Source organism: Streptomyces sp. NPDC058653 (assembly GCF_042716895.1).
Taxonomy (GTDB): Bacteria; Actinomycetota; Actinomycetes; order Streptomycetales; family Streptomycetaceae; genus Streptomyces.
Genome location: NZ_JBHXRM010000015.1, coordinates 57,499 through 82,885, shown reverse-complemented (window position 1 = coordinate 82,885; position 25,387 = coordinate 57,499). Strand labels below are relative to the sequence as shown.

At 70.5% G+C, this 25,387-nt stretch carries 21 protein-coding genes, 1 pseudogene and 1 riboswitch; of the genes and pseudogenes, 10 read left to right on the top strand and 12 right to left on the bottom strand.

The window, feature by feature from the left end; all coding sequences use genetic code 11:
- Positions 1-82 precede the first annotated feature (82 nt).
- Positions 83-1,750 carry a threonine/serine exporter ThrE family protein gene (locus ACFWU9_RS15515; RefSeq protein ID WP_384318544.1) on the top strand — a complete coding sequence of 556 codons (1,668 nt, stop codon included), beginning with the start codon at positions 83-85 and terminating at the stop codon, positions 1,748-1,750.
- Positions 1,751-1,949: 199 nt separating this feature from the next.
- On the opposite strand, the pseudogene ACFWU9_RS15510 reads toward ACFWU9_RS15515, so the two are convergent.
- Together ACFWU9_RS15510 and ACFWU9_RS15505 are read right to left on the bottom strand one after the other, a co-directional pair.
- Positions 1,950-2,642, bottom strand: a pseudogene (locus ACFWU9_RS15510) (DedA family protein); the annotation flags it as partial.
- 217 nt (positions 2,643-2,859) lie between these two features.
- Entirely contained in the window at positions 2,860-3,618 is a 759-nt protein-coding gene (locus ACFWU9_RS15505) for a MerR family transcriptional regulator (RefSeq protein ID WP_384318427.1), read from the bottom strand.
- Between the two features lie 144 nt (positions 3,619-3,762).
- On the opposite strand from ACFWU9_RS15505, the gene ACFWU9_RS15500 reads away from it, so the two are divergent.
- Both ACFWU9_RS15500 and ACFWU9_RS15495 read left to right on the top strand, forming a co-directional pair.
- Positions 3,763-5,037 carry an ion channel protein gene (locus ACFWU9_RS15500; protein WP_384318425.1) on the top strand — a complete coding sequence of 425 codons (1,275 nt, stop codon included), beginning with the start codon at positions 3,763-3,765 and terminating at the stop codon, positions 5,035-5,037.
- 119 nt (positions 5,038-5,156) lie between these two features.
- The gene (locus ACFWU9_RS15495; protein WP_384318423.1) at positions 5,157-6,614 is read left to right on the top strand and encodes a glutamate decarboxylase; all 1,458 of its coding nucleotides are present in this window, start codon (positions 5,157-5,159) and stop codon (positions 6,612-6,614) included.
- A gap of 182 nt (positions 6,615-6,796) precedes the next feature.
- Here ACFWU9_RS15495 and ACFWU9_RS15490 read toward each other — a convergent pair whose 3' ends face one another.
- The 3 genes from ACFWU9_RS15490 to ACFWU9_RS15480 all read right to left on the bottom strand — a co-directional run bounded on the left by ACFWU9_RS15490 (position 6,797) and on the right by ACFWU9_RS15480 (position 9,310).
- Positions 6,797-7,585 carry an ABC transporter permease gene (locus tag ACFWU9_RS15490; RefSeq protein WP_384318421.1) on the bottom strand — a complete coding sequence of 263 codons (789 nt, stop codon included), beginning with the start codon at positions 7,583-7,585 and terminating at the stop codon, positions 6,797-6,799.
- Positions 7,582-8,499: an ATP-binding cassette domain-containing protein gene (locus ACFWU9_RS15485; RefSeq protein WP_384318542.1), complete on the bottom strand. Its 918-nt coding sequence runs from the start codon at positions 8,497-8,499 to the stop codon at positions 7,582-7,584. Before ACFWU9_RS15485 ends, ACFWU9_RS15490 begins: the two co-directional genes overlap by 4 nt.
- 169 nt (positions 8,500-8,668) lie before the next feature.
- On the bottom strand, positions 8,669-9,310 hold the full coding sequence (locus tag ACFWU9_RS15480; RefSeq protein WP_384318419.1) for a PadR family transcriptional regulator: 642 nt from the start codon (positions 9,308-9,310) through the stop codon (positions 8,669-8,671).
- A 40-nt stretch (positions 9,311-9,350) separates the two neighbouring features.
- On the opposite strand from ACFWU9_RS15480, the gene ACFWU9_RS15475 reads away from it, so the two are divergent.
- Positions 9,351-10,091: a bleomycin resistance protein gene (locus ACFWU9_RS15475; protein WP_384318417.1), complete on the top strand. Its 741-nt coding sequence runs from the start codon at positions 9,351-9,353 to the stop codon at positions 10,089-10,091.
- A 37-nt stretch (positions 10,092-10,128) separates the two neighbouring features.
- On the opposite strand, the gene ACFWU9_RS15470 is transcribed toward ACFWU9_RS15475, so the two are convergent.
- Together ACFWU9_RS15470 and ACFWU9_RS15465 are read right to left on the bottom strand one after the other, a co-directional pair.
- The gene (locus ACFWU9_RS15470; protein ID WP_384318415.1) at positions 10,129-11,586 is read right to left on the bottom strand and encodes an aldehyde dehydrogenase family protein; all 1,458 of its coding nucleotides are present in this window, start codon (positions 11,584-11,586) and stop codon (positions 10,129-10,131) included.
- A 183-nt stretch (positions 11,587-11,769) separates the two neighbouring features.
- Complete coding sequence (locus tag ACFWU9_RS15465) at positions 11,770-12,651, bottom strand: helix-turn-helix domain-containing protein (protein WP_384318413.1); 882 nt, start codon at positions 12,649-12,651, stop codon at positions 11,770-11,772.
- Between the two features lie 336 nt (positions 12,652-12,987).
- On the opposite strand from ACFWU9_RS15465, the gene ACFWU9_RS15460 reads away from it, so the two are divergent.
- Positions 12,988-13,482 (top strand): ATP-binding protein, encoded by a 495-nt coding sequence (locus ACFWU9_RS15460; RefSeq protein ID WP_384318411.1) that lies wholly within the window; start codon positions 12,988-12,990, stop codon positions 13,480-13,482.
- A 97-nt stretch (positions 13,483-13,579) separates the two neighbouring features.
- On the opposite strand, the gene ACFWU9_RS15455 is transcribed toward ACFWU9_RS15460, so the two are convergent.
- Positions 13,580-13,816, bottom strand: coding sequence for a DUF397 domain-containing protein (locus ACFWU9_RS15455; RefSeq protein ID WP_384318540.1), 237 nt, complete (start codon positions 13,814-13,816; stop codon positions 13,580-13,582).
- 265 nt (positions 13,817-14,081) lie between these two features.
- On the opposite strand from ACFWU9_RS15455, the gene ACFWU9_RS15450 reads away from it, so the two are divergent.
- The gene (locus tag ACFWU9_RS15450) at positions 14,082-14,573 is read left to right on the top strand and encodes a hypothetical protein (protein WP_384318409.1); all 492 of its coding nucleotides are present in this window, start codon (positions 14,082-14,084) and stop codon (positions 14,571-14,573) included.
- Positions 14,574-14,687: 114 nt separating this feature from the next.
- On the opposite strand, the gene ACFWU9_RS15445 is transcribed toward ACFWU9_RS15450, so the two are convergent.
- Entirely contained in the window at positions 14,688-15,893 is a 1,206-nt protein-coding gene (locus ACFWU9_RS15445) for a DUF2786 domain-containing protein (RefSeq protein WP_384318407.1), read from the bottom strand.
- 348 nt (positions 15,894-16,241) lie between these two features.
- On the opposite strand from ACFWU9_RS15445, the gene ACFWU9_RS15440 reads away from it, so the two are divergent.
- The gene (locus ACFWU9_RS15440) at positions 16,242-16,808 is read left to right on the top strand and encodes a sugar O-acetyltransferase (protein WP_384318405.1); all 567 of its coding nucleotides are present in this window, start codon (positions 16,242-16,244) and stop codon (positions 16,806-16,808) included.
- 37 nt (positions 16,809-16,845) lie between these two features.
- Here the strand turns inward: ACFWU9_RS15440 and ACFWU9_RS15435 are convergent, their stop codons facing one another.
- Positions 16,846-16,986, bottom strand: coding sequence for a hypothetical protein (locus ACFWU9_RS15435; RefSeq protein WP_384318403.1), 141 nt, complete (start codon positions 16,984-16,986; stop codon positions 16,846-16,848).
- 154 nt (positions 16,987-17,140) lie between these two features.
- Complete coding sequence (locus ACFWU9_RS15430) at positions 17,141-18,055, bottom strand: NADP-dependent oxidoreductase (protein ID WP_384318401.1); 915 nt, start codon at positions 18,053-18,055, stop codon at positions 17,141-17,143.
- A gap of 216 nt (positions 18,056-18,271) precedes the next feature.
- Between ACFWU9_RS15430 and ACFWU9_RS15425 the strand changes: the two genes are divergently transcribed.
- Positions 18,272-19,963, top strand: a complete 1,692-nt coding sequence (locus ACFWU9_RS15425; protein ID WP_384318399.1) for a bifunctional 3'-5' exonuclease/DNA polymerase — start codon at positions 18,272-18,274, stop codon at positions 19,961-19,963.
- A 169-nt stretch (positions 19,964-20,132) separates the two neighbouring features.
- Positions 20,133-20,534 carry a VOC family protein gene (locus ACFWU9_RS15420; protein ID WP_384318397.1) on the top strand — a complete coding sequence of 134 codons (402 nt, stop codon included), beginning with the start codon at positions 20,133-20,135 and terminating at the stop codon, positions 20,532-20,534.
- Positions 20,535-20,713: 179 nt separating this feature from the next.
- Here the strand turns inward: ACFWU9_RS15420 and ACFWU9_RS15415 are convergent, their stop codons facing one another.
- Complete coding sequence (locus ACFWU9_RS15415; protein WP_384318395.1) at positions 20,714-22,276, bottom strand: glycoside hydrolase family 3 protein; 1,563 nt, start codon at positions 22,274-22,276, stop codon at positions 20,714-20,716.
- A 203-nt stretch (positions 22,277-22,479) separates the two neighbouring features.
- A riboswitch (cobalamin riboswitch) is annotated at positions 22,480-22,711 on the top strand.
- Between the two features lie 285 nt (positions 22,712-22,996).
- On the opposite strand from ACFWU9_RS15415, the gene metE reads away from it, so the two are divergent.
- Positions 22,997-25,318, top strand: coding sequence for a 5-methyltetrahydropteroyltriglutamate--homocysteine S-methyltransferase (metE, locus tag ACFWU9_RS15410; protein ID WP_384318393.1), 2,322 nt, complete (start codon positions 22,997-22,999; stop codon positions 25,316-25,318).
- Positions 25,319-25,387: the final 69 nt, after the last annotated feature.

Below are 25,387 nucleotides of genomic sequence, written 5' to 3'. Positions count from 1 at the left end.
TTCTCGCCCGTGTCCATACTGAACAAACTGCTGTGCGAACCGTGCCGGAGCGGCACCGACGAGAGTGAGTGAGGGCGAGCACGTGGTGGGCGAGCGGGACGAGGCGGAGGAGCGTAAGCCTTCGTCCGACGAGGCGCACAGCGCCTTCACTCCCCCCTCCGGGATGGACCAGGTACCAGCACCCGAGGACGGCAGCACCACCTCGGAATTCGCGGTTCCGCGCGGCCTGAGCCCGGAGAGCACGCAGGAGACGGACCATTCGGCCTTCGACCGGCCGCGTACCTACCGCGCGCGCCAGGTGCCTCCGGCGTTCACGCCGGCGGAGGGCGTGCCCATCGTCAAGCTGACGAAGGAGGCGCCCTGGCAGGACCGGATGCGCACCCTGCTGCGGATGCCGGTCGGGGACCGGCCGGTGGCGGAGGTCGTGCAGCGGCACGACGAGAGCGGGCAGCCGGCCGTCCCGCGCGTGCTCGACCTGACACTGCGTATCGGGGAGTTGCTGCTGGCGGGCGGTGAGGGGGCCGAGGACGTGGAGGCCGCGATGTTCGCGGTCAGCCGCGCGTACGGTCTCGACCGCTGCGAGCCGAACGTCACCTTCACCCTGCTGTCGATCTCGTACCAGCCGTCGCTGGTGGACGACCCGGTGACCGCCAGTCGTACCGTACGCAGGCGGGGCACCGACTACACCCGGCTCGCCGCCGTCTTCACGCTCGTCGACGACATCACCACCGAGAACACGGACATCACCCTGGAGGAGGCGTACCGGCGGCTGGCCGAGATACGTCGTAACCGGCATCCCTATCCGGGCTGGGCGCTGACCTGTGCGAGCGGGCTGCTGGCGGGCTCGGCCTCGGTGCTGGTCGGCGGTGGTCTGGTCGTCTTCTTCGCGGCGCTGATCGGGGCGATGCTCGGTGACCGGCTGGCCTGGCTGTGCGCGGGGCGCGGGATTCCGGAGTTCTACCAGTTCGTGGCCGCGGCCATGCCGCCGGCCGCGATGGGGGTGGCGCTGACCCTGGGCGCGTCCGCGACGAACTGGGAGATCCGGCCGTCGGCCGTGATCACCGGTGGGCTGTTCGCGCTGCTGCCGGGGCGGGCCCTGGTGGCGGGCGTGCAGGACGGTCTGACCGGCTACTACATCACCGCCGCCGCGCGGCTGCTCGAAGTCATGTACTTCTTCATCGCGATCGTGATGGGCGTGCTGATCGCGCTGTATCTGGGCGTCCAGCTGAACGCCGAGCTCAACCCGGACGTGGCGCTCCAGGCCGCCGCTGGACGGCCGGTGCTCCAGATCTGCGCGGCCGTGTGCTTGAGTTTCGCCTTCGCGATCCTGCTCCAGCAGGAACGGTCCACCGTGCTGATGGTGTCCCTGAACGGTGGCGTGGCCTGGACCGTCTACGGGGCGATGCACGACACCGGGGGGATCTCCCCGGTGGCCTCGACCGCGGTCGCCGCGGGTGTGGTGGGTCTCTTCGGGCAGTTGTTCTCCCGCTACCGGTTCGCGTCCGCGCTGCCGTACGTCACCGCCGCGATCGGGCCGCTGCTGCCCGGCTCGGCGACCTACTTCGGTCTGCTCGGCTTCGCGCAGAACCGGGTGAACGAGGGGCTCGCCTCGCTGTCCACCGCCGCGGCGCTGGCCTTGGCGATCGCGATCGGCGTCAACTTCGGCGGCGAGCTCTCCCGGCTCTTCCTGAAGGTGCCCGGCCCGGGGCGCGGGAGCCGCCGCGCGGCCAAGCGGACGCGCGGCTTCTGATCCCGCCGGTCCCGCGACCGGCGGGTCCCGGCGGGTCCGGATGCGCCCGCGCCTGTCAGCGCCTGGCGTGGCGTCCGCGCGGCGGGCTCTCCGGGTCGTCGGGCGTCTCGGGTGCGGCGTACGGGCGGGGGGCGCCGTACTCGTCGCGGGTGACCCGGAGCTGCTGGGTCTGGAAGTCCTGCGGTACGTGGCTGTGCTGCGCGGGCGTCGTGGGGTCGGCCGGGTTCGCCGGGCCCGCGGGTGCGTTGTTCTCGCCCGCGGCCGCGGCCTTCTTGGAGTGGGAACGGGCCCGCAGGAACTCGATCGCGATCGGCAGCACCGAGAGCGCCACGATCAGGATGAGGATCATCTCGATGTTCTTGTGGACGAAGTCGATCTTGCCCAGCGCGGCGCCGAGCAGCGTGACGCCCGCGCCCCAGAGCACGCCGCCGATGATGTTGAACGTGACGAACGACCGGTAGTTCATCCGGCTGACGCCCGCGATGATCGGCGTGAACGTCCGCACGATGGGCACGAAGCGGGCCAGCACCAGCGACTTGGGCCCGTACTTCTCGAAGAACTCGTGCGCCTTCTCCACGTTCTCCTGCTTGAAGAGCTTGGAGTCGGGGCGCTTGAAGAGGGCGGGGCCGACCTTGCGGCCGAAGAGATAGCCGACCTGGTCGCCGATGATCGCCGCCAGCACGACCAGGACACACACCAGCCAGAGCGGCCTGTCGAGCGTGCCGGACGTCACCAGCAGTCCGGTGGTGAAGAGCAGCGAGTCGCCCGGCAGGAAGAAGCCGATGAGCAGGCCGGATTCGGCGAACACGATGACCAGGACGCCGATCAGGCCGAAGGTCCCGATCAGATAGTCCGGGTCTAGCCAGCTCGGTCCGAGCGCAAGGGTTGTCACGAGGTCCGGGGCTCCTGAGTCGATAGTCGGTCGATCGTCGAAATCGGCCGTCGCCGCATCGGCGTCATGCGTCCGCCGTCAGCGTGCCGGCTGCCCAAAGCTATCAACGCTCCGGGCCTGGCTGAGGTTCCACCCGGTGCGCACGGTTCGCGATCGGAGTGGACCGGGACCGAAGCGCGCCTTTCGTCCCCGGTCCACACCGGCTCTCCCCCGGCAGCTACGCGCGGCGGTCGGCGTTCGCGTGGATCGCGTCCCTCAGATGCCGGGCCAGCCCCGGGCGCATCGAGTCGTAGAACTCCCGGAACCGCTCGTCGGAGACGTACGAGTCGCCGAGGCCCCGGTGTATCTCGGGCGTGCACTCGTAGAACCAGGTGGTGATGTGCTGCCGGTGCTCCTCGGCCATCTCCAGGGCCCGCTCACCGGCCGGCGGCTCCCCGGCCTCCATGAGGGCGTCGTAGCGGCCGCCCCAGTCGGCGACCTCGTCCTGCATCCGCTTCCAGTCGTCCTTGGTGTAGCGGGCGACCCGCCGCTGGGTCTCGTCGTATCCCTCCGTCCCGCCCCAGCGCTGTTCGGCCTCCTCGCTGTAGCGCTCGGGGTCCTTGCCCCCGAAGACCTCGAACTTCTCCTCGGGCGTGAGATTGATGCCCATCTTCTTCGCCTCCATGGCGTGCTCCACGGCCTCGGCCATCCTCTGCAGTCCGGCGATACGGTCCGACAGCAGCTCGTGCTGGCGGCGCAGATGCTCCTGCGGATCCGCGTCCGGGTCGTCGAGAAGGGCCGCGACCTCGTCGAGCGGGAAGCCGAGCTCCCGGTAGAACAGGATCTGCTGCAACCGGTCCAGGTCGGCGTCGTCGTACCGCCGGTGGCCCGCGTGGTTGCGGCTGCCCGGGGAGAGCAGCGCGATCTCGTCGTAGTGGTGCAGCGTGCGCACCGTGACTCCGGCGAAAGCCGCCACCTGCCCCACGGAATAGCTCATGACCTTCCCCGCTCCCTGCCGTCCACCGGTCCTCGTGGGCCGGTGGTGTTCGGTACGGCATCAGCCTGGATCCTCACGCCACGTGAGGTGCAAGCTCTCTTTCGCGGGAGCGCTTTGCCGCATTTACGCCATTACGGTATGCGCGTGGCCACTGACGCTCCGTCCGCTTCCACGCCCCCTTCCGGGCGCGCGCTCCTTCCGCTGATCCTCCCCTCCCTGGTCGTCGGTGTGGTCGCGAGCCTCGTCCTGCTCGGGGTCAGCGAGCTGGCGGAGCAGTTCGAGGACGTGCTCTGGCAGTCACTCCCCGACGCGCTGGGTATCGGCAGGCACTCCTCGCTCTGGATGATCGTGATGCTGACGGCGACCGGGCTCGCGGTGGGTCTGGTCGTACGGCAGGTGCCCGGGCACGCGGGACCCGACCCCGCCACAACGGGGCTCGTGGACCCCCCGGTGCCGCCCGGCGTCGTACCGGGCCTGCTGCTCGCCACCGTCCTGGCCCTGGCGGGCGGGGTGAGTCTCGGGCCGGAGAACCCGATCACCGCGGCCAACATCGCGCTCGCCTGCTGGCTCGGCCACAGGATCGCGCCCGGCACCCCGGCGGCGCTCTGGGTCTCGCTGGCGGCGGCCGGCACGATCGGGGCGCTCTTCGGCACGCCCGTGGCCGCCGCGCTGATCCTCACGGAGACCTTCGCCACCCGCCCGGGGCCGGGCTCGCTCTGGGACAAGCTCTTCGGCCCGCTGATCGCCGCCGGTGCCGCGGGGCTGATGACCGCGCTGATCGCCCGGCCCTCCTTCGACCTGTCCCTGCCGGACCATCCGGGCGCCCGCTGGAGCGACGCCCTCGCCGCCCTTGTGATCGCACCGCTCGCCGCGGCACTCGGTATGGCCGCCGTGTACGCCCTCCCGTACGCCCACAGCGCCTTCCGGCGTCTGCGGGGTCCCGTACTCGCCCTGACCGCGGGCGGGCTGCTGCTGGGCCTCCTCGGGGCGCTCGGCGGATATCTCACCCTCTTCAAGGGCCTGGACGAGGTGAAGACGCTCGCGGCGCACCCGGACGGCTGGTCGGCCGGGCGGTTCGCGTTGATGGCCGTGGTGAAGATGGCGGCGCTGACGATCGCGACGGCGTGCGGCTTTCGGGGCGGCCGGATCTTCCCCGCCGTCTTCGTCGGCGTCGCGCTCGGACTGTGCGCCCACGCGCTCGTGCCGGCCGTGCATCCGACCGTGGGGGTCGTCTGCGGGGTGCTCGGGATACTGCTCGCCCTCACCCGCCAGGGATGGCTGAGCCTGTTCACCGCGGCCGTGCTCGCCGCCGACCCGGATCTGCTCCCGCTGCTGTGCGTGGCCGCCCTGCCCGCCTGGCTGCTGGTGACGGGCCGCCCGAAGATGCAGCTCGACGCGGACGGCACCGCGCTGCGCTGACCGGGGCCGGCCGGACACCCCGAACGCACGCCCGGCGAGCCGGGTGGCCGTTTTGTCCGTATCGTCGCGCCTGACGTCTCGTCCGCCGACGCGAGAGACCACGGGAGACAGGGAAACCGATGGGACTGGGAAGCGGCAAGGAGAAACCCGAGGGCAGCGCGGGTGGCCCGGCGGACGTATCGGTGGAGGAGCTGCGGGAGTTTCGCCGACTGTCGCTCAACCCCTTCTTCGGGGAGGCCGACCCCGTCGGCGGGATGTCGTCCGCCCCGCCCAAGCACCGGCTGCCCGACGGCCCCATGCCCTCGTCCACGGCCTACCAACTGGTCCATGACGAGCTGATGCTGGACGGCAACTCCCGGCTCAACCTGGCGACGTTCGTCACCACCTGGATGGAGCGGCAGGCCGGGGTGCTGATGGGGGAGTGCCGGGACAAGAACATGATCGACAAGGACGAGTACCCCCGGACGGCCGAGTTGGAGCGGCGGTGCGTCGCGATGCTCGCCGATCTCTGGAACGCCCCCGACCCGTCCGCCACCGTCGGCTGCTCCACCACCGGCTCCAGCGAGGCGTGCATGCTCGCCGGGCTCGCGCTGAAGCGGCGCTGGATGGCGAGGAACCGGGACCGCTATCCGGGCGGCGCCCGGCCCAATCTCGTGATGGGGGTCAACGTCCAGGTCTGCTGGGAGAAGTTCTGCAACTTCTGGGAGGTCGAGCCGCGCCTCCTTCCCATGGAGGGCGACCGCTTCCACCTCGACCCGCAGGGGGCCGCCGATCTCTGCGACGAGAACACCATCGGCGTCGTGGCCATCCTCGGCTCCACCTTCGACGGCTCCTACGAACCCGTCGCCGAGATCTGCGCCGCCCTCGACGCCCTCCAGGAGCGCACGGGACTGGACATCCCCGTCCATGTCGACGGCGCCTCCGGCGCGATGATCGCGCCCTTCCTCGACGAGGACCTCGTCTGGGACTTCCGGCTCCCGCGTGTCTCCTCGATCAACACCTCCGGGCACAAATACGGCCTGGTCTACCCGGGCGTCGGCTGGGCGCTGTGGCGCACGTCCGCCGAACTGCCCGAGGACCTGGTCTTCCACGTGAACTACCTGGGTGGCGAGATGCCCACCTTCGCGCTGAACTTCTCGCGCCCGGGCGCCCAAGTGGTCGCCCAGTACTACACATTCCTGCGGCTCGGCAGGGACGGATACCGCGCCGTCCAGCAGACGACGCGGGACGTCGCCCGCTCGCTCGCCCGGAGGATCGGCGAGATCGACGAATTCCGTCTGCTCACCCGCGGCGACCAACTGCCCGTCTTCGCCTTCACCACCGCCCCGCACGTGACGAACTTCGACGTCTTCGACGTCTCGCGGCGCCTGCGGGAGCACGGCTGGCTCATGCCCGCCTACACCTTCCCGGCCAACCGCGAGGATCTGTCCGTCCTGCGCGTGGTGTGCCGCAACGGATTCTCGGCCGACCTCTCCGCGCTGCTGCTCGCGGATCTGCGGCTGCTGCTGCCCGAACTGCGACGCCAGCCCCAGCCCTTGGACCGGGACAGGTCGAAGGCGACGGCCTTCCACCATTGACCGGCGCAGGGCCGTGAAGATCGAACGCATGAATCCCCCCGAGGTCCGCGGCGCACGTCGCGCCGCATGCGGTTCCGCCTCTGATACACCGCGAACCCCGGAAAGGTTCCACCCGGCGGGGACCCGTCAACCGGCCCCGCCGGGCCCTCGGACCGCCCGACCGCCCGCCCGTCGGGAGGCGGTCAGTGGCTCAAGCCGCGGAAGCGTCGTACCGCGAGGGGGAAGAACAGCGCGATCAGCACCACCGGCCACGCCACCGCGAGCTGATACGCGTGCTCCGCCGCGAAGGAGCCGCTCAACTGGCCCGGTACGCCCGCCATGTCACGTACCGCGGCCGCCGTCGCCGACAGGGGGTTCCACTCGACCGCCGCCCCGAGCCAGTCCGGCATGGACCCCGGCGTCGCGAACGCGTTGGAGAAGAAACCGATCGGCCAGACCAGGATCTGCACCGCCTGCACCAGTTCCGGCTTGCCCGCCACCATCGCCAGGTGGATGCCGAGCCACAGCATCGAGAACCGCAGCAGAAGCAGCAGTCCCATCGCCCCCAGCAGCGCCGTGGCTCCCCCGTCCCAGCGCCAGCCGAGCGCGAAACCGACCACGATCATCACGACCAGGCTCAGCGCCGACTGCAACATGTCCGCGGCACTCCGCCCGACCAGCACCGCCGACGGCGCCATCGGCATGGACCGGAACCGGTCGATGACCCCCTTGCCCAGGTCCTGGGTCACGGACAGCATCGTGGACTCGAGCCCGAAGACCATGGTCAGCGCCAGCATCCCGGGGACGAGGAAGCCGATGTACTCCCCCTCGACGCCGCGCCCGGCCCCCATCAGATAGCCGAACATCACCAGCAGCATCACCGGGAAGAGCAGCCCGACGACCACCTGGACCGGCTGCCGCTGCCAGTGGGCCAGTTCGCGCCGCGTCATCGTCCAGCTGTCGACGAGGACCGTCGCGTTCGTCGTACTCATTCGCCCTCCTTCGTACGGTGCGTCAGCTGCAGAAAGACCTCGTCCAGCGTGGGCCTGCGCACCATGACGTCCTCCGCCTCGATGCCGGCCTCCTCCAGCGCCCGCACGGCCCTGGTCAGTGCCGCCATCCGGTCCGGGGCGGGGACGCCGACCAGCCGGCGGTCCTCGTCCACCGTCGCCTCGCCCCCGAACAGCCCCGCCGCCGCGGCCAGTTGGCCCGCGTCCCGCACGACGATGTCGATCCGGTCACCGCCGACCTTCGCCTTCAGCTGGTCCGCGGTCCCCTCCGCGATCACCCGGCCCCTGTCGACGACCGAGATCCGGTCGGCCAACTGGTCGGCCTCGTCCAGGTACTGCGTGGTCAGGAGTACGGTCGTGCCTCCGCCGACCAGCGAACGCACCGAGGCCCACACCTCGGCCCGCCCGCGCGGGTCGAGTCCGGTCGTCGGCTCGTCCAGGAAGAGCACCGCCGGGTCGGTGATCAGCGAGGCCGCCAGGTCCAGGCGGCGCCGCATCCCCCCGCTGTACTGCTTGATCGCCTTGCGTCCGGTGTCGGCGAGCCCGAACCGCTCCAGCAGTTCGTCGGCGCGCGCCCCCGCCCGCCGGGCGCCCAGATGGTGGAGCCGCCCGAACATGTCCAGGTTCTGCCACCCGCTCAACTCCTCGTCGACCGCCGCGTGCTGGCCGAGCAGCCCGATCCGCCGGCGTATCTCCCGCTCCTCCGTACGGACGTCGTGGCCCGCGACCCGTACCACGCCCTCGTCGTGCCGCAGGAGCGTCGCCAGCACCCGTACGGCCGTCGTCTTGCCCGCGCCGTTCGGCCCCAGAACCCCGTGCACGGTGCCGCGCGCCACCGTGAGGTCGAGCCCGTCCAGCGCGGACTTCTCGCCGTACCGCTTGCGTACGCCTTCCATGACGATCGCGTCCGTCGCGTCGGTCAATGTCTTCGCCTCCAGCCCCTGCACTACGTAGTCAAACTTGACTACAGCGCGAAAGGTAAACCGGGGAAAGCGATTAGTCAAACTTGATTAGGAGGGTCGATCGGGAGAGAGGCCGATCAGGTGAGCCGCGGCGCTGCGGCGGTCACTCGTCGTCGCCCTCGGCGGGGACACGCGTCGCGTACGGGTTCTCCTGGCCCTCCGCGAGCACTCCCACGAAGGGGTCGCCCTCACCCGAGAAGACATGCGCGCCGGCCTCGATGCGCTCGATGAACCCGCGCGTCCACTCCGCCCCGGAGTCGGCCTGGCCGATCCACAGATTCATGATCTCGCCGATGTGTCCGAGCTGTTCGGGCCCGTCCTCGGGCGTGTAGTGCTCGGTCACGGACGCCCGCCACTCCTCGATCGCCCGGACCCGCTCCTTCAGCAGCTCGACCGCCTCGGCGCGCGGCAGGTCGACGATGAAGCCGACACCGGCCGACAGCACGTCCATCTTCTGGTCGTAGGCGACCAGCGACTCCCGCAGCAGCCGGAAGTACTCCTCGGTCCCGGCCTCCGTCAGCTCGTACTCCGTGCGCGGCGGGCCGCCGGCGGTGCTCGGCGCCACCTCGTGCGCCAGCAGCTCGCCCTGCTTCGCCATCTGCTTCAGCGCGTGGTAGATCGAGCCGGGCTTGGCGTTCGACCACTCGTGCGCGCCCCAGAACTCCAGGTCGTTGCGGATCTGATAGCCGTGCGCGCGGCCGTGCTGGCGCACCGCGCCGAGGACCAGCAGCCGGATCGCTGACATCGCCGTACCCTTCTATTCAACTTTGACTAGACTACTCGACATGGCAGAGAAGACCATTCCGCTCCTCCCGTGTCAGACCATCCAACCCGTAGCCGACTTCTACACCGCACTCGGCTTCGAGATCACCTTCATACAGAAGAGCCCGAATCCCTATGTGGTCGTCGAGCGCGGCTCGGTGGAACTCCAGTTCTTCGGCATGAAGAAGTACGAGCCCACCGAGTCCTTCAGCGGCTGTTACGTGCTGACCGACGATGTCGACGGGATGCACAGCGCCTTCCGGGCCGGGCTCAAGGCGGCGTACGGGAAGGTCCCGACCCGCGGGCTGCCCCGGATCGGTCCGGTCAAGGACATGTCGTACGGCGTGCGCCAGTTCCTCATGACGGACCCGGGCGGCAACACCATCAGGATCGGACAGCCGAACGACGTGGAGAGCGACGGGCACTATCAGCCCCCTCCTAAGGAGGCCTACGCGCGCGCCCTGCATCTGGGGGTCGTCTTCGCCGACTCGAAGGAGGATCTGGGGGCCGCGTCGAAGGTCCTCGACCACGCCCTCAAGCAGGCCGGGTCGGGCGAGGGCCCGGCGCCGACGGCCGTACAGCTCTACCGGCTGCTCGTCCTGCGCGGCGACGTCGCCCAGCGTCTGAACCACATCGCCGAGGCGCGCGGCCTCCTCGGCCGGGCCGCCGCCGTCGAGCTCACGGAGGACGAGCGGGAGGAGCTGAGCGACGACAGGAAACGGGCCGGGGAGCTGCTGGAGTCACTGGAGCACGAAGAGCCCTAGCGCGGCCCGGGGCGTCCCCGCACGGCGCCCCGGTCTCTCAGAACGGGAAGGTGGAGCGGCCGTACTGGACGGAGATCCACTTCTGGGTGGTGAAGGCGTCGACCATCGACTCGGCGTTCAGCCACTCCGCGCCGGAGTGCTTCTCGCCGCCGAAGGGGACGATCGGCTCGCCGTGGCCCGTGCCGTCGTTGATGTGGATCATGCCGGTGTTGATCCGCCGCGCGACGCGCACGCCGCGCTCGACATCGCCGGTGTGGATGGAGCCGCTCAGACCGCACCGCGTGTCGTTGGCGATCCTGACCGCCTCGTCCACGCTGTCGAAGGGCAGCAGGATCGCGACCGGGCCGAGTATCTCCTGCCTCAGTACGGAGGAGTCGGCGGCGATCCCGGTCAGTACGGTCGGTGAGACAAGATTGCCGTCGACCCTGCCCCGCACCAGAGCGGTCGCGCCCGCCTCGATGGTCTCCACGACCTGCGCCTCGACGACATCGGCCTGCTGCGAGCTGATCAGCGGGCCGATGACCGTCGCCGGGTCGGCCGGGTCGCCGACGGTCAGCGTCCTGACCTTCTCGACGAACTTCTCGGTGAACTCCCGCTCGACCGTCCGGTCGAGCAGGATGCGGTTGGCCGCCATACAGACGGGGCCCTGGTACGCGTACCGGCTGAAGACCGCGGCGTGGACCGCGTAGTCGACATCCGCGTCCGCGAGCACGATCAGCGCGCTGTTGCCGCCGAGATCGAGCACCGAGCGCTTGAAGTGCTTCGCGCAGACGACGGCGACGTGCCGGCCGACCCGGTCGGAGCCCGTGAAGGAGATGACCTTCGGTATCGGGTGCTCGATGAGCGCGTCGTCGATCTCGGCGATGTCGGTGATGACGACGTTCAGCAGTCCGGCGGGCAGGCCCGCGTCCTCGAAGACCTTGGCCACCAGGGACCCGCCGCAGATCGGCGTGTTCTGGTGCGGCTTCAGTACGACGGCGTTGCCGAGCGCCAGCGCGGGCGCGACGGACTTGAGCGACAGCAGGAACGGGAAGTTGAAGGGGCTGATGACACCGATCACACCGACGGGGACGCTGTGGACCCGGTTCTCCGTGCCGTCCACCGGCGAGGGCAGTATCCGGCCTTCGGGGCGCAGCGTGAGCTGGATGGCCTCGCGCAGGAGTTCCTTGGCGAGACGCAGCTCGAACGCCGCCTTGAGGCGCGTACCACCGAGCTCGGCGATGATCGCCTCGGTGATCTCCTCCTCGCGGTCCTCGACGATGCGCAGCACGCTCTCGAAGACGCGTCGCCTGGCGTACGGGTTCGTGTCCGCCCAGCCGACCTGGGCGCGCTCGGCGGCCCGGTACGCCTGGTCCACCTCGTCGGCGGTGGCCACCGCGATGGACGCCAGCTTCTCGCCGTTGAAGGGGTTGAAATCGATGATGTCCCACGAGCCACTGCCGGGCCGCCACTCGCCGTCGATGTACTGCTGGTCGAGTTCGGCGAAGAAGGACATATGATCCCTAACCTCAGAACCGGAAAACTGATGTCACGTCATCATACTTACGTGGCATCAGAGTGAAGGGCCTTCGAGGACGCTCGGCGTCGATAACTGTGCGACTCCCCGCCTTCGGCCTATCGCGGCCGTTCTCAGTCATTCACGGTCATTCGCAGTCGACTTCGGTCGATCACAGATCGTTCAGGAGAGTTGCAGCAGACCTCTCAGCAGGTCACGGCTCTCGGCCGGGCCGAGACTGTCCTCGTGCAGCCGCGTCATCACCCGCTCGTACTGGGTGACTTCCTCCTGCTTGTCCAGATACAGCGCACTGGTGAGCTGCTCCAGATAGACCAGATCGGAGAGGTCCGACTCGGGGAAGCGCAGCATCGTGAACGCGCCACTCTCGCCCGCGTGCCCACCGAAGCTGAAGGGCATCACCTGGAGCGTGACCGTCGGATGCTCCGAGACCTCGATGAGATGGGCCAGCTGACCGCGCATCACCGAACGCTCGCCGTACGGGCGGCGCAGCGCCGCCTCGTCCAGCACCGCGTGGAAGCGCGGCGCCCGCTCTGAGACCAGCACCTTCTGGCGTTCCTGGCGCAGGGCGACGCGGCGGTCGATCTCCGCCTGGGGTGCGTTCGGCATGCCGCGCTTGACGACCGCGTGCGCGTACGCCTCGGTCTGCAGCAGGCCGTGCACGAACTGGACTTCGTAGATCCGGATCAGTGAGGCCGCGCCTTCGAGGCCGATGTACGTCTGGAACCAGCCAGGCAGCACGTCGCCGAAGCTCTGCCACCAGCCCGCGACGTTGGCCTCACGGGCGAGACCGATCAGGGACCCGCGCTCCATCTCGTCGGCGACTCCATAGAGCGTCAAGAGGTCCTCGATGTCCCTGGACTTGAAACTCACCCGCCCCAACTCCATACGGCTGATCTTGGACTCCGACGCGCGGATCGAGTAACCGGCCGCTTCGCGAGTGATGCCGCGCGACTCACGCAGCCGCCTCAGCTGCGAGCCCAGCAGTATGCGCCGCACCACGGATCCGCCCGGTTCGACTGCGGTCACGTCTCCAACCCTCCCCATACGGTCCATCTCCCACTATTTCGCCTACGACAACCCCGGAGCACCCCCGAACCCTGAGAGCCGGATTGTGCCATCAAACGCATCACCCCGTACTCATTCGATTACAGAAATGAGAAGCCTTTGGGAAGAGGGAGAAAGTGGTCGACAGAAGAAATAAACCGGAAGGTAACATCTCAGGCCAAGTCGGGCACGTGCACGTGCATCTGCCCTTGCATCTGCTCTACGCATTGGGAACCATGGTCCTCGCCGCACCTGCGTGCTCGTTCGTGTTTGACGTGTTGTGACGCTGTACCACCGCAGTATCGCTACGGCCGCGAATCCCGGGGAGTGCCTCGCATGGGGACGAATGGATCGACCGTGCTCGAGCCGTTAAGGCAGGGGCTTCCGCCGATCGATCCCGCGGCCGTCTCCAGCTCGGCGTCGTGCGCGCTCCCGGCCCGCTACGAGGCGGTGCGCGGGGCCCGGCAGTTCACCCGGGCGACACTCTGCCAGTGGGAACTCGACGACCGGTTCGACGACGTCGCGCTGGTCGTATCCGAACTCGTCACCAACGCGCTGCGGCACGCCCTCCCCTCGGACACGCCGCGAGAAGCCCAGGAACCGCCCGTACGGCTGCATCTGATGCGCTGGACGACCCGGCTGGTGTGCGCGGTGCGCGACCCCAGCCACGCGGGTCCCACCGCGCGCGAGTCGGACGAGGACTTCTCCGCGGAGTCCGGCAGAGGGCTGTTCCTCGTGGAGTCGTTCAGCGATACGTGGGGCTGGCATCCGCTCGCCGGCTCACTGCACGGCAAGGTGGTCTGGGCGCTGTTCCGGCTGCCCGCCGAATGACGGCGGGCGGCTGGGGACGAACGGTTGACGGCGAGCCGCTGGGTGAGGGACGGCCGACGGACGGGCGGCCGGTGACGAATGGCGTGAGGGCTCGCTCTCAGGCCGTCAGATGATCGAATTCCCCGTCCTTCACACCCGCCAGCATGGCCACGATCTCGGCCCGGGTGTACACGAGGGCGGGTCCTTCGGGGTGGCGTGAATTCCGGACCGCCACATGTCCGCCCGGCAGTTTGGCGAACTCGACGCAGGAACCCTGCGAATTGCTGTGCCTGCTCTTCTGCCAGACGACTCCGTGAAGCTCGGTGGCCGCCATGCCGTTGTACGCGTGGTGCACAGGACGCTCCCCGAGTTGCATGGTGCAGGTGTCAACTAGCTCGGATCATAGCTGTGTTCACATGCCAATGCATGAGCAGATGCACGTGCACGCGGGGTGTTCCCTTGACTACAGGCTTACGAACGTATGCCTCATTCATTGAGACGAACGGAAAGCCCTTTCGGTGCCACCGTTTCCCGGACTCGTCCGGAACTCGACGACCCAGATGTGTCACGGCCGCCCTGGTAGCTTGGCGCGGTCTTGAGAACCGAAGGGGGACGTGCACATGCACAAGATCGTACGATCCAGCGTCGCGACGGCGGGACTCGTCGTCGCCCTCACTCTCACCGGCTGTGGCGACAGTGACAGCGGTGACGACTCCGCCAAGGACAAGGGCTCCAGCGCGCCGGCCACGAGCGAACCGGCCGCCACTCCCGACGAATCCACCCCGGCCACCAGCGACACCGCCGGAGGTCTCGAAGGCACCTGGGCCGGAATGACGGACGGAAAGGCTGTCGCCCTGTCCGTCAAGGAGGGCCAGGTCGCTCTCATCGCCGGGGAGCACATCTGCCAGGGCGACGTCCAGGACATGGGCGGAGAGCCGATGCTCTCGCTCAAGTGCGCCGACGGGAACACCGACCGCACGATGGGGTCCATCGACTCCAACGACGGGAAGAAACTGGTGCTTTCCTGGGAGGGCGGCACGAAGGACAGCCTCGCGAAGACGGAACCGGGCGAACTGCCCGAGGGGCTGCCGACCGATATTCAGGTGCCGTGACGGATACCGCTTTCTCTTCCTGAGGGCGTCGGGTTACCTCAACCCGGCGCCCTCTTTATGAGGAGGTGTCGCCCGTCCGGAGGGCCAAGTGGAACCGGAAGCGAAGGCGGAGTCTCAGCCGGAGCCCGAGCCGATGCCCCGGCCCGAGCCCGAGCCGGACACACGGGCCCGGTCCGCCGCCGCCGTGCCGTGCGCCCACCCTTCGCCGTCGGTCACGCCGCGCACCCTCGTCCGCACCGTTTCCGGGAACATCCGCTCCGCGCGGTCGGCGACCGCCACCTCCCGTGCGGCCAGGACAGGCAGCAACCGCCCTCCCCCGTCGCCCCCCTCACCAGCGGTTTCGGCGCCCGCGGCGTCGGCGGTGACCTGTTCGGCGGCGGCCGCGAGCCGTTCGCCGACCCGATGCGCGTACGCCATGAGGAACGACTGCCGGAACGTCTTCGTCCGCCTGCGCCCCGACGCCCGCTGTCCGGCCTCCGCACGGGTCATCGCCGCCGTCCCCTGCACGAGCAGAGAGGTGTGCAGCAGCTCGACCACCTCCAAATCCGGCTCAAAACCGACTACGGTCGAGAACCCGAAAGCGCTGTTCCACACCGAACGGCAGCGGTTGGCGGACGCCACGGCGTCGAGCAGGATCGCCTTCGCCGTCTCGTACGGCGCGTCCACCCCGATCCGGCAGGCGGCCGGCACGTCGCCCCGGTGCGCGCGGTCGGCGAGCAGCGCCTCGTCGATGCTGTGCCGGGCCATCAGCTCCTGTGCCTTGGCGCTCAGCGCCTCGGCCTCCTCGGGGAAGTCGGTTCCCTCCGCCTTGGCGAGCAGGGCCCGGATACGGGTGAGCATGCGCGGCTCGCCGTCGGCCGCCGGGAGATGGACGGGGGTGCCCGGGACCGGCCCCACGGCCTCGATCGCCGGGAGCCCGAGGAGCAGCCGGTACAGCTCCAGCGTGGTGGTCGCGTACGAGAAGCGGTCGGCGGGCCGGGACGCCGTCCCGGCCCTGCGGTCGGCTTCCAGGTCCGCGGCGATCTCCGTGAGCTGGGCCTGCCAGCGCGGGGCCACCCGTTCGTAGCGGAGGGCCTCCGTGGCGATCAGCTCGGCGGTGAGACGCACGTGCGTCTCACCGAGGTCGCGGCGGACGAGCCGTACGACATCGGCGGGCTGCCAGCCGCGCTCCCAGGCCCGGCGCAGGAACTGCTCGCCCCGGCGGCGCAGCTCGGCGTCGGCCGCCGGGTCGGCGGCGAGGAACGAGGCGCCGGTGTCCAGGCCCCGGCCGCCGTCCGTCTCCGGGTCGGCGTAGAGCGCGGCGGTGAACGCGCGGTCCACCGAGCCGGTGGCCGAGCCGCCGGCCGCGTGTGGCCCGCCTGCCGCACCTGGACCTGAACGTGGACCTGGACCTGGCATGGAGCCGTCTCTCCTTGTTCCTTGATCGACCGGCCGTCGTGCTTCGACCGACCGAACGGCCGTCGTGCTTCGACCGAACGGCCGTCGCCGTCGTGGGGACGGGCCGCCGTCCATGGTCCCAGAAGGCGACTTATCCACAGGCTGTGCATATCGAACTACTGCACTACCTGCACGGTCGCTCGTCTGTCCACAGGTAGGAGGGGTTCCGGTACACGATCCGCCGCACCGCCCTACCGTGGTGGGACTCGCGACGAGAGGACGGGGACGCGCATGGGCGTGAACAAGAAACTGATGCTGGCGGGCGACTGGTATCTGCCGGACGACGAGGAGCTGGAGGCGGAGTCCAGGCGGCGGGCGGACCTGTGCTCCGCGTACAACGGGACGAGCGGGCGCGGGCTGCCCGACGCGGAGGGGCGTGAGCGGATCCTGGGCGAGCTGCTGGGGTCGGTGGGTGAGGGCGTACGGATCCGGCCCCCGTTCAACTGCGACTTCGGCACCTACATCAGCATCGGCGCCCGTACGTTCATCAACTTCGGCGCGGTCTTCCTCGACCCCGCGCCGATCAGGGTCGGCTCCGACGTACAGATCGGACCCAACGTCCAGCTGCTGACGCCGACCCATGAACTCGACACCGAGCGTCGCCGGGCGGGCTGGGAGCGGGCGTCGCCCGTGACCATCGGCGACAACGTCTGGCTCGGCGGGGGTGTGATCGTCTGCCCCGGAGTGACGATCGGCGAGAACACCGTGGTCGGCGCGGGGTCGGTGGTCACGAAGGATCTGCCGGCCGGGGTTCTGGCGGTCGGCAATCCTGCGCGGGTGATACGCGAGCTGGAGTAGGGCCCGGATCGCCCGGACGCCCTCGCGCGGGCACCGTTCACGCGAGACCCGCGCGGAGGCCGAACCCGAGGCCCGGGTCGACGCCCGTCGCCTCGCGGCCGAGGTCCCACAGACGCGGGGCGACAGCGGTGTCGGCCGGATGGCCACCGGCGGTCTCGGCCGCCCACGCGCGGAGCACCCTCGTCGCCCCTCGTCGTCCCCTCGTCGTCCCCTCACCCCAAGACTCACGGCGGCGACCGACGGGCGGCCGACAGATCATCGACAGTGAGAGCCGGCTCCCTGCGACCGTGCCCGCGACCGCCCCCGCCATCGCCCCCGGGGGACGTCTCGGCTCACGGCTTGATGATCAGCTTGCCGCGCGTGTGGCCCGAGTCGCTCGCCGTCTGCGCCTGCGCCGCCTCGGCCAGGGGGTAGGTCTGCGCCACGAGGACCCGCAGCGTGCCGTCCGTCGCCAGACGGGCATGCTCGGCAAGGGCCGCGCGGCTCTCCTCCGCGGGTGAACCGCCCGCAGAGAACGGCACCCCGTGCTCGGCCGCCGTCGGGTCGGCGATCGTGATGATGCGCTCGGTCGTGCCGCCGCGCAGGGTGATCGAGTCGGGCAGCGCGCCCTTGCCCGCCGTGTCGAAGACGGCGTCGACGCCCTGGGGCGCGGCGGTGCGGACACGCTCGACCAGGCCCTCGCCGTAGGTCACCGGGGTGGCGCCGAGCAGCCGCAGATAGTCGTGGTTCGCGGGTGAGGCGGTGCCGATGACCGTCGCGCCGCGCGCCGCGGCGAGCTGGACCGCCATGGATCCGACCGATCCGGCCGCGCCGTGGACGAGGAGGGTCTCGCCCTCCTTGACGGCGAGGTCGTCCAGCACCCGCCGGGCCGTCTCGCCGGCGACCGGCAGCGCCGCCGCCACGTCCCAGCTCAGCCCGGCCGGCTTCGGCACGACGGTGCCGGCCAGTGTGTACTGGGCGTAGGCGCCGCCCACGGACCAGCCAAGGATCTCGTCTCCCACGGAGAGTCCGATGACGCCGTCGCCGACGGCGTGCACGACTCCCGAGAACTCCGTGCCAGGGACGGCGGGGAACCGCGTCGGGATGACCTCCGCCATCCAGCCCTTGCGGATCTTCACATCGGCCGGGTTGACGGCCGCCGCCCGTACGGACGCGCGGATCTGGCCGGGCCCCGGCTCCGGCTGCTCGATGTCCTTGAGCTGAAGCACCTCAGGACCGCCGAACTCGTTGAAAACGATCGCCTGCATCTCGGCCTCCGTAAGTACGAACCAAGTACGAACCCACCGGCGTCGCGGGGCGCTCCTCGCTGCCTCCTGGGCAGAGCCGGTGTGATTCGTCAAGTTTCATCATGTATGAGTCATTTCAATGGTCTCCGGGTACCGGCCGGTCCGCCTCTCGAAACGTTCCGCCCGGGTCGGTTCCGCTCCGGCCCGTTGTCAGACCCTGCTGGGAGACTCGGAATCATGACCGGACGGTGGGCCCTGGCCCCGGCGGAGGGCGGCGGCGCGTGGCTCGCGCCGCTGGGCGCGGACGCGCGCCCGGCCGGTCCCGTGCTGCGCGAGCCCGATCTCGTCGAGGCGGTGCGGGCCCGGCTGCCCGAGGTGACGCGCTGGGTGTGGCGGTCCAGCGCGGAGCTGCTGCCCGGGCTGCTGGCGGCCGGGATCCGGGTGGAGCGGTGTTACGACATCGAGGCGGCGGAGTCGCTGCTGCTCGGCCACGAGGGGCGGCTCGGGGAGCCCCGGTCGGCGGCCGCGGCCTGGGCGCGGCTGCGGCAAGGCCCCGTACCGCCGGATCCGCCGCAGCGAGCCGCCGAGCCGGGCTCGCAGTCGTCGCTCTTCGAGCCGCAGGCGGGCGCGGACGTGCCGTTCGAGGGGCTGCTTGAGGTCTACGCGGAGCAGCAGAGGCGGCACGGGGCGGCGGAGCACCCGGGCCGGATGCGGCTGCTGACGGCCTCGGAGTCGGCGGGGATGCTGGTCGCCGGGGAGATGCACGAGGCCGGGCTGCCGTGGCGGGCGGATGTGCACCGTGCGCTGCTGGACGAGCTGCTGGGTGAGCGGTACGCGGGCGGGGGCGAGCCCCGGCGCCTGGCCGAGCTGGCGGAGCGGGTCTCGGAGGCGTTCGGACGGCGCGTACGGCCAGATCTGCCGGCGGATGTGGTGAAGGCGTTCACGAAGGCCGGGTTCAAGGTGCGGTCGACGCGGCGGTGGGAGCTGGAGGGGATCGACCATCCGGCGGTGGCGCCGCTGATCGAGTACAAGAAGCTGTACCGCATCTGGACCGCGCACGGCTGGAGCTGGCTCCAGGACTGGGTGCGGGACGGCCGTTTCCGGCCGGAGTATCTGCCGGGCGGTACGGTCTCCGGCCGCTGGACGACCAACGGAGGGGGCGCGTTGCAGATCCCCCGGGTGATACGGGGCGCGGTCGTCGCCGACGAGGGCTGGCGGCTGGTGGTGGCGGACGCGGACCAGATGGAGCCGCGGGTGCTGGCGGCGATCTCGCGCGACCGGGGGCTGATGGAGGTCGCCGGACACGACGACGATCTGTACAAGGTGCTGTCGGACAGGGCGTTCTCCGGCGATCGCGGACAGGCGAAGCTGGCGCTGCTGGGCGCGGTCTACGGGCAGACGTCGGGTGACGGGCTGAAGAATCTGGCCGCTCTGCGAAGACGGTTCCCCCGGGCCGTGGAGTATGTCGACGAGGCGGCGCGGGCGGGCGAGGAGGGCAGGCTCGTACGGACGTGGCTGGGCCGGACGAGCCCGCCGGCGGCCGGGTCGGAGGACGTCGGCGAGGCGGGGATTCCGCAGGAGTCCGACGAAGTGGCGCCCGGGGACGGGGAGTTCACACCGGGGTACGCGTCGACGAACGCCCGTGCGCGGGGGCGCTTCACCCGGAACTTCGTGGTGCAGGGCAGCGCGGCCGACTGGGCCCTGCTGATGCTGGCGGCGCTGCGGAGCGCGACCGCCGGCATGCGGGCGGAGCTGGTCTTCTTCCAGCACGACGAGGTGATCGTGCACTGCCCGCGGGAGGAGGCGGCGGAGGTGGCGGTGGCGATCCGCGAGGCCGGCGAGCTCGCGGGCCGTATCGCTTTCGGGGAGACGCCGGTGCGGTTTCCCTTCACGACGGCGACGGTCGAGCGTTATTCGGACGCCAAGTGAGACGGCGCGAACGACCGCGTCCGGGATGCCGCGTGGGCGGAGCCCGTACACCTCAAGGGTTGGAGCGAGGCGCCCGCGCCATCTAGGGTCGGCGGTGGGCATCGCGCGTCGGTCACCGGCCGGGTGAGGCGTGGAGGTTCCCGTGAGATGCCTCTGGAGGCATTCCACAGTGTCAGTAGAGCTGAATCACACGATTGTTCACGCCCGCGACAACCGGGCTTCCGCCGAGTTTCTGGCGCACATCCTGCGACTGGAGATCGGCACCGAATGGGGCCCCTTCGTTCCGGTCGCCACCGGTAACGGGGTCACTCTCGACTTCGCGACGGTGAGTCAGGAGTCGATCACACCGCAGCATTACGCGTTCCTGGTGCCCGAAGAGGATTTCGACGGAATCTTCGGGCGGATCAAGGACGCCGGGATCGACTTCTTCGGCGATCCGCACGGCAGACTCCCGGGCGAGATCAACCACTACCACGGTGGGCGGGGAGTGTATTTCCTCGATCCGTCGGGTCACTACCTGGAAGTGATCACGCAGCCGTACGACAACGTCGTCGCGGACCCGGACGAGTAATCCGGCGCCGACCACCGGTCCAATCAGCCGGTCAGGTCAAACAGTCCGGTCAACCAGTCCGGTCAGCCGGTCGGATCGACCGGTCCGGTCAGCGGCTCGGCGTCACATAGCCGCGTGAGGTAGCGACCTGAGCAAGGGTGTCGGGGACCGCGCGTCCCCGGCACCCCACTCCGTCCGTATCAGCGGCGTCCCGCCAGGTACTCCGCCGCCGCCAGCCCCGAGACCCGCGTCGCGCCATGGGTGACCAGGTGCACGGCGCCGGGCGACGCGCCGTTCGGTACGCCCATCTCCACGACCACCGCGTCCGGCCGGCTCCCCAGGAGCCGCGCCATCGCCGCCGACATCCAGCCGTGCCGCGCCGCGTCGCGCACCACGACGACCAGCGAACGCTCGGCCGCCGGGTCCAGCACCTTGCGGTCCAGCAGGTCACCGGCGTCCGCCGGATCGCCCGGCTCCCCCAGGGCGCCGCCCGTCAGGTCGGCCTCCGTGAGCCGTACGGACGTGGTGCCGGGCAGCAGCTCGCTCAGCGGGGCCGCCACGCCCCAGGGGGTCTGCCCGTCGACGGCGAGGTTCATCGTCGGCGACAGCTCCACCACGTGCGGCGCCCCGACGAGCGGCAGCACCGAGTCGCGGCCCCGCTCGGTCGAGACCCGCAGCGCGCGCCGGGCGGCGACGAGGCCGATGTCGGACGCGGCGTCGTCGGTGGCCACGGCCCGCATCCGGCTGCCGGACCAGGCGGCGAACTCGGCGACCCGCGCCGCCGCCTCGTTGATCCGCGCCTCCGGCAGAGTGCCGTCGAGCACGGCCTGGACAAGGGCGTCCGTGAGCTCGTCGAAGGTGGACTCACCCGCGTGCTCGCCGCCCACACAGATCGCGTCCGCCCCGCCCGTGACCGCCCGTACGGTGGCCCCGTCGATGCCGTAGCGGGCGGTGACCGCGCTCATCTCGATGCCGTCCGTCACCACCAGCCCGTCGAATCCCAGCTCGCCCCTGAGCAGGTCGACCAGGATGCGGGGGCTGAGGGTGGCCGGGAGCTCGGCGTCGTACGCGGGCGCGAGAAGGTGCGCGGTCATCACCACCCGTACGCCCGCCTTCATCGCGGCGACGAACGGCGGCAGCGCGGTGGCGGCGATCTCCTCGGCGCTCCCCGAGACCCGCGGCAGCCCGTGGTGGGAGTCGACGGAGGTGTCGCCGTGGCCGGGGAAGTGCTTGGCGCAGGCGGCCACGCCGGCCGACTGGAGTCCCCGGACCCAGGCTGCGGTGTGCCGGGAGACGACATCCGTACGGGCGCCGAAGGAACGGGCGCCGATGACCGGGTTGAGGGGGTTGGAGTTGACGTCGGCGCTGGGCGCGTAGTTGAGGGAGATGCCCGCGGCATGGAGTTCGCGCCCGATGTCGCGGGCGACGGACTCGGTCAGATCCACGTCGTCCACGGCGCCGAGGGCGAGATTTCCCGGCCGGGAGGCGCCGGTCCAGGCTTCGAGCCGGGTGACGTCACCGGCCTCCTCGTCGATGGCGATGATCAGGTCGCGGTTCTCCGCGCGTAGCTCGGCGGTGAGGCGCGCGACCTGCTCGGGGTCGACGATGTTCCGGCCGAACAGGACCACGGAGGTGAGTCCGCCCGCGATTCCGCGGCGGACCCAGTCGGGCACGGTCGTGCCCACGAATCCGGGCTGGAGCACGGTTTGCGCGAGCCGCGTCAGTTGCTGGTGACGGCTGCTGGGCCGGCTGCTCGACTCCATGCGGTCCTCCGAAGGCGCATCGCTCGGCCGGCTCAGCGAACCGCCCTTGAACTTGGTACAGGCCAATCGGATGTTGGCTTAGACCAATAAGCGTGTCAAGAAGGTATCTGCCTGCCCCGTTGTACGAACTCGACCCGGAAGCAGGCGGATTAGCCGGTTCATGAATATTTGGTGAGGCTTCGAGGGAGCGGATGACAGCGGTTAGGCTTGGCCGTGCAGCTGGTTCGCTTCCGTCCCCAGGACGGGAGCGTCGTAAGAGGGAACCTGGTGAGAATCCGGGACTGCCCCGCAGCGGTGAGTGGGAACGACCGCCGTCATCAGCACTGGGCCCGTGCCGGGCCTGGGAAGCGACGGTCAGTAGGTGTCCACCCGGGTGTCCGCGCCCGGCGGATGTGCCCATGAGTCCGAAGACCTGCCCGCTGCCCGTACGCGACCGATCGCGTACGGACATCCCGGTGACCTCGTGGGCGGGTCGGCGTACATATCGGTCGGGCAGTCGTGGTGAAGCCTGCACGCATGTTCACAGACGTGACACACGTATACACGTGGACACGTACACACGTGGACGTGCGTGGACACGTGAAGGCGTGAGCGCGTGAACGCGTACAGGCAGAACGTGACTCGCGTGCACAGGCGCGCGGAGGAGCCCGTCCGATTCCGTACCCCTTCGTGTCCTCGATCCGTCCCGGGATCGCAGGACGACTCGCGAAGGAGAGTTCCGTGACAGACAAGTCCGCAGCCGCGGCAGCACGCGCCACCGTGTACGGCTACCCGCGCCAGGGCGCGCACCGCGAACTGAAGAAGGCCGTCGAGGGCTACTGGAAGGGCGCCGTCGACGCCCGCGCCCTGCGCGAGACGGCCGCCGGGCTGCGCCGCGCCAACTGGGAGCAGCTCACGGCAGACGGTGTCCACGAGGTCCCGACCGGCGACTTCTCGTACTACGACCATGTCCTGGACACCAGCGTGATGGTCGGCGCGATCCCCGGGCGGCACCGCGCCGCGGTGGAGGCCGACGCGCTGGACGGCTACTTCGCCATGGCGCGCGGCACACAGGACGTGGCGCCGCTGGAGATGACCAAGTGGTTCGACACCAACTACCACTATCTGGTGCCCGAGTTGGGCCCCGACACCGTGTTCTCCGCCGACTCCACCAAGCAGGTCGCGGAGCTGGGCGAAGCCCTCGCGCTGGGACTGACCCCCCGGCCCGTGCTCGTCGGCCCCGTCACCTACCTCCTGCTGGCCAAGCCCGCCCCCGGCGTCGCCGACGGCTTCGAGCCGCTGACGCTGCTCGACCGGCTCCTTCCCGTGTACGCGGAGGTCCTGGCCGACCTGCGCGCGGCCGGCGCCGACTGGGTGCAGCTGGACGAGCCCGCGCTCGTGGGGGACCGCACCCCGGCCGAGCTGGCGGCGGTCGCCCGCGCCCACCACGACCTGGGCGCGCTGACCGACCGGCCCAGACTGCTCGTCGCCTCCTACTTCGACCGGCTCGGCGACGCCCTGCCGGTGCTCGCCAAGTCACCCGTCGAAGGGCTCGCGCTGGACTTCACCGGTCCGGCCGCCGCCAACCTGGAGGGTCTCGCGGCGGTCGGCGGGCTGCCGGGCAAGCGGCTGGTCGCGGGCGTGGTCGACGGACGCAACGTCTGGATCAACGACTTCGAGAAGTCCCTCGGCACACTGGGCACACTCCTCGGGCTCGCCGACCGCGTCGACGTCGCGCCGTCCTGCTCCCTGCTGCACGTCCCGCTCGACGCGACCGCCGAGCGGGACATCGATCCGGAGATCGCCCGCTGGCTGGCGTTCGCCCGCCAGAAGAGCACCGAGGTCGCGACCCTGGCCCGTGCCCTGACCGAGGGCACCGGCGCGATCGCGGCCGAACTCGCCGCCAACCGCGCCGCCCTCGCCTCCCGCGCGGAGTCGGCGCTCACCCGCGACCCGGCCGTGCGCGCCCGCGCGGCGGCCGTCACGGACGCGGACGCGCGCCGTTCGCAGCCGTACGAGGTGCGGACCGTCGCCCAGCGGGCGCACCTGGGTCTGCCGCCGCTGCCGACGACCACCATCGGCTCCTTCCCGCAGACCGGCGAGCTGCGCACCGCACGGGCCGATCTGCGCGCCGGGCGGATCGGCACGGCCGCGTACGAGGAACGGATCAGGGAGGAGATCCGCGACGTCCTCGCCTTCCAGGAGAAGGCGGGGCTCGACGTCCTGGTGCACGGCGAGCCCGAACGCAACGACATGGTGCAGTACTTCGCCGAGCAGCTGACCGGTTACGTCGCCACGCGGCAGGGGTGGGTGCAGTCGTACGGCACCCGTTACGTACGCCCGCCGGTTCTCGCGGGCGACATCTCGCGGCCGGAGCCGATGACGGTGCGCTGGACGTCGTACGCGCAGTCGCTCACCGCCCACCCGGTCAAGGGGATGCTCACCGGGCCCGTCACGATGCTCGCCTGGTCCTTCGTCCGGGACGACCAGCCGCTCGGCGACACCGCGCGGCAGGTCGCGCTCGCGCTGCGCGACGAGGTGAACGACCTGGAGGCGGCGGGCACTTCGGTGATCCAGGTCGACGAGCCCGCGCTGCGCGAGATGCTTCCGCTGCGTGCGGAGGGACGGGCCGCGTATCTGGCGTGGGCGACCGAGTCGTTCCGCCTCGCCACCGGCGGGGTGCGGCCGGACACCCAGATCCATACGCACATGTGCTACGCGGAGTTCGGCGACATCGTCCAGGCCATCGACGACCTCGACGCGGACGTCATCAGCCTGGAGGCGGCCCGCTCCCACATGCAGGTCGCCGGCGAACTCGCCGCGCACGGCTATCCGCGCGAGGCGGGGCCCGGTGTGTACGACATCCACTCGCCGCGCGTCCCGAGCACGGCCGAGGCAACGGCCCTGCTGCGCAAGGGACTTGAGGCGATCCCGGCCGAACGGCTCTGGGTGAACCCGGACTGCGGTCTCAAGACGCGCGGCTGGCCGGAGGTGCGTACGTCGCTGGGGAACCTGGTCGCGGCGGCACGCGAGATCCGGGCGGGCCTGCCGACGGCCGGCTGAGCGGGGACCGGTGCGGGTGTGGCCGGGGGACCGTACGCCCCCGGCCACACCCACCGGCCGGACCCACCG

What these genes read in the sequence shown, in the direction of transcription:
- ACFWU9_RS15495 (WP_384318423.1), top strand. Translation starts at nt 5,157, where the DNA reads ATGGGACTGGGAAGCGGCAAGGAGAAACCCGAGGGCAGCGCGGGTGGC.
- ACFWU9_RS15470 (WP_384318415.1), bottom strand. Translation starts at nt 11,586, where the DNA reads ATGTCCTTCTTCGCCGAACTCGACCAGCAGTACATCGACGGCGAGTGG.
- ACFWU9_RS15430 (WP_384318401.1), bottom strand. Translation starts at nt 18,055, where the DNA reads ATGCAGGCGATCGTTTTCAACGAGTTCGGCGGTCCTGAGGTGCTTCAG.
- ACFWU9_RS15475 (WP_384318417.1), top strand. Translation starts at nt 9,351, where the DNA reads ATGGCAGAGAAGACCATTCCGCTCCTCCCGTGTCAGACCATCCAACCC.
- ACFWU9_RS15490 (WP_384318421.1), bottom strand. Translation starts at nt 7,585, where the DNA reads ATGAGTACGACGAACGCGACGGTCCTCGTCGACAGCTGGACGATGACG.
- ACFWU9_RS15485 (WP_384318542.1), bottom strand. Translation starts at nt 8,499, where the DNA reads ATGGAAGGCGTACGCAAGCGGTACGGCGAGAAGTCCGCGCTGGACGGG.
- ACFWU9_RS15480 (WP_384318419.1), bottom strand. Translation starts at nt 9,310, where the DNA reads ATGTCAGCGATCCGGCTGCTGGTCCTCGGCGCGGTGCGCCAGCACGGC.
- ACFWU9_RS15450 (WP_384318409.1), top strand. Translation starts at nt 14,082, where the DNA reads ATGCACAAGATCGTACGATCCAGCGTCGCGACGGCGGGACTCGTCGTC.
- ACFWU9_RS15440 (WP_384318405.1), top strand. Translation starts at nt 16,242, where the DNA reads ATGGGCGTGAACAAGAAACTGATGCTGGCGGGCGACTGGTATCTGCCG.
- ACFWU9_RS15465 (WP_384318413.1), bottom strand. Translation starts at nt 12,651, where the DNA reads ATGGGGAGGGTTGGAGACGTGACCGCAGTCGAACCGGGCGGATCCGTG.
- ACFWU9_RS15505 (WP_384318427.1), bottom strand. Translation starts at nt 3,618, where the DNA reads ATGAGCTATTCCGTGGGGCAGGTGGCGGCTTTCGCCGGAGTCACGGTG.
- ACFWU9_RS15425 (WP_384318399.1), top strand. Translation starts at nt 18,272, where the DNA reads ATGACCGGACGGTGGGCCCTGGCCCCGGCGGAGGGCGGCGGCGCGTGG.
- ACFWU9_RS15415 (WP_384318395.1), bottom strand. Translation starts at nt 22,276, where the DNA reads ATGGAGTCGAGCAGCCGGCCCAGCAGCCGTCACCAGCAACTGACGCGG.
- ACFWU9_RS15460 (WP_384318411.1), top strand. Translation starts at nt 12,988, where the DNA reads ATGGGGACGAATGGATCGACCGTGCTCGAGCCGTTAAGGCAGGGGCTT.